Origin of the sequence: Streptomyces katrae, assembly GCF_000966975.1 — a bacterium.
In the GTDB taxonomy this organism is placed as follows: domain Bacteria; phylum Actinomycetota; class Actinomycetes; order Streptomycetales; family Streptomycetaceae; genus Streptomyces; species Streptomyces katrae.
Genome location: NZ_JZWV01001044.1, coordinates 1 through 6146, shown reverse-complemented (window position 1 = coordinate 6146; position 6146 = coordinate 1). Strand labels below are relative to the sequence as shown.

Below are 6146 nucleotides of genomic sequence, written 5' to 3'. Positions count from 1 at the left end.
CCAGGCGCCGACGCCGGCGGAGCGGCGCAGCGCGTCCAGGACACCTTCGCGCAGCGCGCGGCCGACCTCCTGCCGGGAATCGCCCCGAGCGGCCGCCCCGATGGCGCCGTAGATCCGTTCCAGAGCGTGGTCCTCGCCCTTCGCACGGAGCGCCAGCACCTCGTCCTCGACGAGCACCTCCTTGGGCCAGAGCACCCGCAGCCGGGCCCCGAGCGCCTGGCTGTGGTACCGGCCGTTGAAGATCTGGCTGAGGTTCTGCGGAGGCAGGCAGACGGTGGGGACCCCCAGCCCGCCCGCTTCGAGCAGGGTGGTCAGTCCCGGTGAGGTGAGCAGGACGTCGCAGGCGTCCAGCCGCTCCAGGAAGGCGCCGTGCCCCAGCGGGCCGGCGGTGGTCCGCGGCGCGGCGGCGCAGGAGTCGACGAGGCCGCCGACCAGGCCGCCGGGCAGGTTGCCGGCGATGTGCACCTCCTCGACCCCGTGGGCGGCGAGGGCCTCCAGGGCGGCCGGGAGGACCAGGCGCGGGTAGTGCTCCGGGGCGAGGAGGTTCGGCGCGCGCAGACCGCCCAGGCTGATCAGTGCCCTGCGGTACGGGCGGCCCGCACTCCGCGGGGCTCCCCGTTCCGGCTGCGCGGCACGGGGCCGGGCGATGACCGCCTCGACCCAGCGCAGCCCCCGGGCGTCGGCGAGCACGCTCCGGCACTCGGGCGGCAGCTCGACGCTCTTCTGGGCGCAGTACACGGTCGCGTCCAGTGGCAGCGCGGCCCGGTCGCCCTCGGACCAGAGGAAGGGCAGGCTGTCGACGAAGACGGTGGGCACCCCGGCGGCCAGCAGCGCCCTCGCGGCCGCGCCGTCCAGGACCACCACGGCGGCCCGCACCCCCTGTGACCGTACGAACTCCGCGACCCAGGGGCCGGCTCGGCCGGGGTCGTCCGGCAGGTCGTACCAGCCGTCCACCGGGTGTTCGGCGAGCAGGGGGCGGCCCAGTCCCGATCCCATTCCGACGAATCGCAGGGGAGGCGCCGGCCGGTCGCGCAGCGCGGAGAGCACCGCGCTCAGTTTTCCCGAACTTCCCCATCCGAATTCCGCCCCGACGAGTGCGACGGTGGCAGCGCCCGGGGGATCGGAAGGAGTCGCGGAGTTCAGTGCGGGGATGGGCGGCATCGGCTGACTCTCGTATTTCGGTGGGGTGAAGGGCATGACCGGGAAAGAGGAGGAGGGCGTGGCACACGCATCCGCACGCACGCAGACACGGCCGCCCGCAGAGGGATCGGCGAACGCTTCCCGAAGTCCTCGTCGAGCACCACCATTCCGCATGCGGGTGCATGCTGCAAGGAATCGCCGCAGCCCTGAAACCGACGAGTGAATAGCCTGATCAGTCGCATAATCGACAGCCGGTGAAAAGCAATTGGATATGCGCCACAAGGTCGAAATCCCGCCAGTCGGGCCGTCGTTATCGAATCGCCCCCGAGGAATCCGGCCGCTAGCATCTCCTCCCATGGGCTACCTCGAAGCCGCTTCCCTGGGGCACGTCCTCCCCGATGGACGCGAGCTGTTCAGCGATGTCTCGTTCCGGGTTCCGGCAGGCCAGACCGTCGCGCTCATCGGCGACAACGGTGCGGGCAAGACGACTCTGCTGCGCACCCTCTCGGGCGAGATCCCGGCGCAGCGGGGGTCGTTCCGCAGCCAGGGCGCCGTCGCCGTCATGCCGCAGTTCATCGGCAGCCTGCGCGACGATCGCACCGTCCGGGACCTCCTGCTCACCGTCGCCCCGCAGCCCCTGCGGACGGCGGCCGCCGCCCTCGACGCGGCCGAACTCGCGATGATGGAGGCCGACGACGAGCGCACCCAGGTGCGCTACGCCCAGGCGCTGGTGGACTGGGGCGAGGCCGGCGGATACGACCACGAGGTGCTCTGGGACACGGTGACGGTCGCCGCGCTCGGCGTCCCGTTCCAGGTCGCGCAGTTCCGTGAGGTGACGACGCTGTCCGGCGGTGAGCAGAAGCGGCTCGTCCTGGAGGCCCTGCTGCGGGGTCCGGCCGAACTGCTGCTGCTGGACGAACCGGACAACTACCTGGACGTTCCGGGGAAGCGCTGGCTGGAGGAGCAGCTCACCCAGACCCGGCAGGGGGTGCTGCTGATCACCCACGACCGGGAGGTGCTGAGCCGCACGGCCGGCCAGGTCGTGACGCTGGAGGGCGGAACGGCCTGGACCCACGGCGGCGGGTTCGCCACCTGGGGCGAGGCCCGTGAGGCCCGCTGGCAGCGGGCGGCGGAGCTGCGCCAGCGCTGGAGCGAGAAGCACGACCAGCTCAAGGAGCTGGTGCGGACCCTGCGTCAGCAGTCCTCCATCAGTGACGAGATGGCCTCCCGGTACCACGCGGCGCAGACGCGGCTGGCGAAGTTCGAGGCGGCCGGGCCGCCGCCCGCACCGCCGCGCCGGCAGCGGGTCGCGCCGGACCTGCGCGGCGGCCGCACCGGCATCCGTGCCATCACCTGCAAGAACCTCGAACTCAGCGGACTGATGCGGCCGTTCGACCTGGAGGTGTTCTTCGGTGACCGGGTCTGCGTGCTCGGTTCGAACGGATCGGGCAAGAGCCACTTCCTGCGCCTGCTGGACGAGGTCTCCCTCGACACGGCCGGAACCGTGGCCCACACGGGTGAGTGCAGGCTGGGAGCACGCGTCCGGCCCGGGCTCTTCGCCCAGACGCACCGGCACCCGGAGTGGGCCGGCCGGACCCCGGCCGACATCCTCGGCGCCGGCGAGGGCGACCGCCCCGGGCTGGACCTCCAGGGCGCCATGTCGGCCCTGAGCCGCTACGGCCTGGCGGGCGCGGGCCGGCAGAACTTCGAGACCCTCTCGGGGGGACAGCAGGCCCGCTTCCAGGTCCTGCTGCTGGAACTGGCCGGGGCGACCCTGCTGTTGCTGGACGAACCGACCGACAACCTCGACCTGATCTCGGCCGAGGCCCTGGAGCAGGCCCTCGCCGGCTTCACCGGCACGGTGGTGGCCGTCACCCACGACCGGTGGTTCGCCCGGGTGTTCAGCCGGTTCCTGGTCTTCCGGGAGGACGGCCGGGTGGTGGAGACGGACGAACCGGTGTGGGACGAGGGCCGGGTCAGCCGCGTCCGCGGCTGACCTCCTTACGCCACCGACCTCATCTGGGCCGAGCCTCAAGTGCGTGCCGGTCTTGGTCGATGACATCACCATGGATCTCGGACTGGAAGGCCGCGTGGCCGTGGTGACGGGCGCGAGCCGGGGTATCGGCCTCGCGATCGTGCGGGCCCTGGCGGGCGAGGGCGCCCTGGTGGTGGCCGGCGCACGTCACTCCTCCGCTGAGCTCGACGCACTGGTCGAGCGCGGCGGCGTCCGCCTCGTGCGGGTGGATCTGGCCGAGGCGGGGGGAGCCAGGCGGCTCGTCGCAGCGGCCGGGGACCGCATCGACGTCCTCGTGAACAACGTGGGCTCGGCCTCCGCCCGGCCGAGTGGATTTCTCGGTGTCACCGACGAGCAGTGGCAACAGGCGATCAACCTCAACCTGTTCGCAGCGGTGCGCGTCACCCGGGAGGTGCTGCCGCTGATGCTGGAGAGGGGCAGTGGGTCGATCGTCAACATCTGCTCGGTCAACTCCGTGGACCCGATGGTGATCGACTACTCCGTCGGCAAGGCGGCACTGGCGAACTTCTCCAAAGGCGTGTCCAAAGAGGTGGGCGGCCGTGGGATCCGCGTGAACACGGTCAGCCCCGGTCCGGTCGAGACCGACCTGTGGCTGGCCGGTGATGGCGTCGCCGCCACCGTGTCACGGGCGACCGGTATGACGCCGCGGGAGGTGGCGGCCCAGGCCGCCGGTGCCACGGTCACCGGTCGGTTCTCGAAACCAGCCGAGGTCGCGGACGTGGTGCTGATGCTGGCGAGCGACCGGACGGGCAATGTCACCGGATCCGACATCACCATCGACGGCGGATTCCTGACGACGTGGTAGCCGGTCGGCTCTCGTGCTTGGTTCCGGGGACGGCTGCGCCGAGGTCGGGAGACGCCCTTGCGGCAGGTCCTGGCGACCTCGGTCAGTGGTCGTTCGGCGCGAGGAGGCCGGCCAGCAGGTGGTGGACGTACGTGGTGTCGAGTCCTTCGGGGCGGAAGAGGATGCGGTACATCGTGGGCGCGACCACGCGGTCGAGGATCGTCTCGGCGTCGGGTGCGTCTTCCTGGCGGTCGGCCGCGCGGGCGAGGATGACTTCGATCTGCTCGGCCGCGTAGGCCGAGCACTGGCCGGCGTTGCTGCCGTCCGGGTCGCCGAGCAGGGCGTCGCGGATGTAGGCGCGGCCCGTGGGCGCGGCCATCTCCTCCAGGAACTGCTCGGCCCACGCCTCGAGGTCGGACCTGAGGCTGCCCTTGTCCTCCGGCGCCGTCTCGGGCCTTAGCCGCTCGACCGCCACGTCCGACATCAGCTCCTGGAGGTCGCCCCAGCGGCGGTAGATCGTGGACGGGGTGACTCCGGCCCGCGCGGCCACGAGCGGGACCGTGAGGGCTTCGCGGCCCACCTCGGCTTCGAGTTCGCGCACCGCGGCGTGCACCGATGCCTGCACCCTGGCGCTGCGCCCTCCGGGGCGCACCATGGTCTTTCGGCTCATGGGACCAGCTTAAAGCAAATTTGATGCTTCAAGCGGTCGTCTGGGCTGTGGCCAGGGGGCGAGCGGGTCGGGTCTGCTCGTAGGCGTGGCCGACGCGCAGGAGCTCCCGCTCCCCGAGGGGGCGGCCGAGGAGTTGCATGCCGATGGGCAGGCCCGCCGTGTCGTGGCCGACCGGGAGGGACAGCGAGGGCATCCCGGTGATGTTGGCGGGGGCCGAGAGGCGCACATAGGCATCGGACACCGCCTCGACGGTGCCGTCCGGCCAGGTGATCGTTTCCTCGTGCGCTTTCACCGCGGTGGCCGGGACGGTCGGGGCGGCGATCACGTCGACGTCTTCCAGCAGGCGGGCCCAGGCCTGCCGCATGAGGGTGCGCGAGCGCTGGGCGCGCAGGTAGTCCCCGGCCGGCATCAACTCGCCGGCTTCGAGCAGGATCCGTACGTCGTCCCGGTAGAGCTCGGGGACGGCACGCAGGGTGCGCTCGTGGTAGGCGGTGGCCTCGGGCACCATCAGGCCCCACTGGGTGGCCTGGACGTAGCGCGTCATCGGGATCTCGACCTCGACGAGCTGCGCTCCGAGGCCCTCGAGCTCGGCCGTGGCGAGGCGGACGGCGGCCTCCACCTCGGGCTGGACGTGGTCGAAGTAGTAGTTGTGCGGCACGCCGATGCGCAGGCCCGTCAGGTCCGTGGTGCCGTTCGGCCGGTACTGGGGGCGGGGTGCGGTCAGGGAGGCGGGGTCGCGTGGATCGTGGCCGACCAGGGAGGAAAGGACCAGGGCGGCGTCCTCCACGGTGCGGGTGATCGGGCCGACGTGGTCCAGCGACCAGGAGAGGGACGTCACGCCGTGGCGGGGGACGAGGCCGTAGGTGGGCTTGAGGCCGACGACCCCGTTGAGCGCGGAGGGCACCCGGATCGATCCCCCGGTGTCGGTGCCGAGGGCGAAGGTCGCCGCTCCCGCGGCGACGGCGACGGCGGAACCGCCGCTGGAGCCGCCGGCGACCCGGCCCCGGTCCCAGGCGTTGTGGGTCTGCGGGGTGGTCAGGCCGTAGGCGAACTCGTGGGTGTGCGTCTTGCCGAGCAGGACCGCGCCGGCGGCGGCCAGGCGGGCGGCGACCGTGCTGTCGGTCTCGGCCCGGTGGCCGGTGCGGACCCGGGAGCTTGCCGTGGTGGGCGCGCCGGCGACGTCTATGAGGTCCTTCAGCCCCATGGGGACGCCGTGCAACGGGCCTCGCAGACGGCCGGCGGCGACATCCCGTTCGGCATCGCGGGCCGCCCGGCGGGCCGCGTCGGCCCCGACGGAGACGTATGCCTGAAGCTGCGGCTCCACCTGCTCCAGGCGGTTGAGCACGGAGTCCACCAGCTCGAGGGGGGACAGCTCGCGCGCCCGGATCGCTTCGGCCGCTGTGGCGATGGACAGTTCATACGGCTGCATCGTTCTTCTCCACTTCGGCTCGGTAGGCGATGGCGGGCGGGGTGTCCGCGAAGTCCAGTTCCCGCAGGACGGAGACGACGGACTGGAT

At 72.1% G+C, this 6146-nt stretch carries 5 protein-coding genes; 2 read left to right on the top strand and 3 right to left on the bottom strand.

Annotated elements, in window-relative coordinates:
- Positions 1-1161, bottom strand: a 1161-nt coding sequence (locus VR44_RS32015) for a hydroxymethylcytosylglucuronate/cytosylglucuronate synthase (protein WP_045951133.1), incomplete at its 3' end; no start/stop codon positions are given.
- A 334-nt stretch (positions 1162-1495) separates the two neighbouring features.
- Between VR44_RS32015 and VR44_RS32010 the strand changes: the two genes are divergently transcribed.
- Positions 1496-3136: an ABC-F family ATP-binding cassette domain-containing protein gene (locus tag VR44_RS32010; RefSeq protein ID WP_045951131.1), complete on the top strand. Its 1641-nt coding sequence runs from the start codon at positions 1496-1498 to the stop codon at positions 3134-3136.
- Between the two features lie 70 nt (positions 3137-3206).
- The gene (locus tag VR44_RS32005) at positions 3207-3980 is read left to right on the top strand and encodes an SDR family NAD(P)-dependent oxidoreductase (protein WP_045951130.1); all 774 of its coding nucleotides are present in this window, start codon (positions 3207-3209) and stop codon (positions 3978-3980) included.
- Between the two features lie 82 nt (positions 3981-4062).
- On the opposite strand, the gene VR44_RS32000 is transcribed toward VR44_RS32005, so the two are convergent.
- Both VR44_RS32000 and VR44_RS31995 read right to left on the bottom strand, forming a co-directional pair.
- Entirely contained in the window at positions 4063-4629 is a 567-nt protein-coding gene (locus VR44_RS32000; protein ID WP_094192053.1) for a TetR/AcrR family transcriptional regulator, read from the bottom strand.
- Between the two features lie 28 nt (positions 4630-4657).
- Positions 4658-6058, bottom strand: coding sequence for an Asp-tRNA(Asn)/Glu-tRNA(Gln) amidotransferase GatCAB subunit A (locus tag VR44_RS31995; protein ID WP_045951129.1), 1401 nt, complete (start codon positions 6056-6058; stop codon positions 4658-4660).
- Positions 6059-6146: the final 88 nt, after the last annotated feature.

Excerpts from the sequence above, each read along its gene's own strand:
- VR44_RS32010 (WP_045951131.1), top strand. The coding sequence starts at position 1,496 with ATGGGCTACCTCGAAGCCGCTTCCCTGGGGCACGTCCTCCCCGATGGA.
- VR44_RS32000 (WP_094192053.1), bottom strand. The coding sequence starts at position 4,629 with ATGAGCCGAAAGACCATGGTGCGCCCCGGAGGGCGCAGCGCCAGGGTG.
- VR44_RS32005 (WP_045951130.1), top strand. The coding sequence starts at position 3,207 with ATGGATCTCGGACTGGAAGGCCGCGTGGCCGTGGTGACGGGCGCGAGC.
- VR44_RS31995 (WP_045951129.1), bottom strand. The coding sequence starts at position 6,058 with ATGCAGCCGTATGAACTGTCCATCGCCACAGCGGCCGAAGCGATCCGG.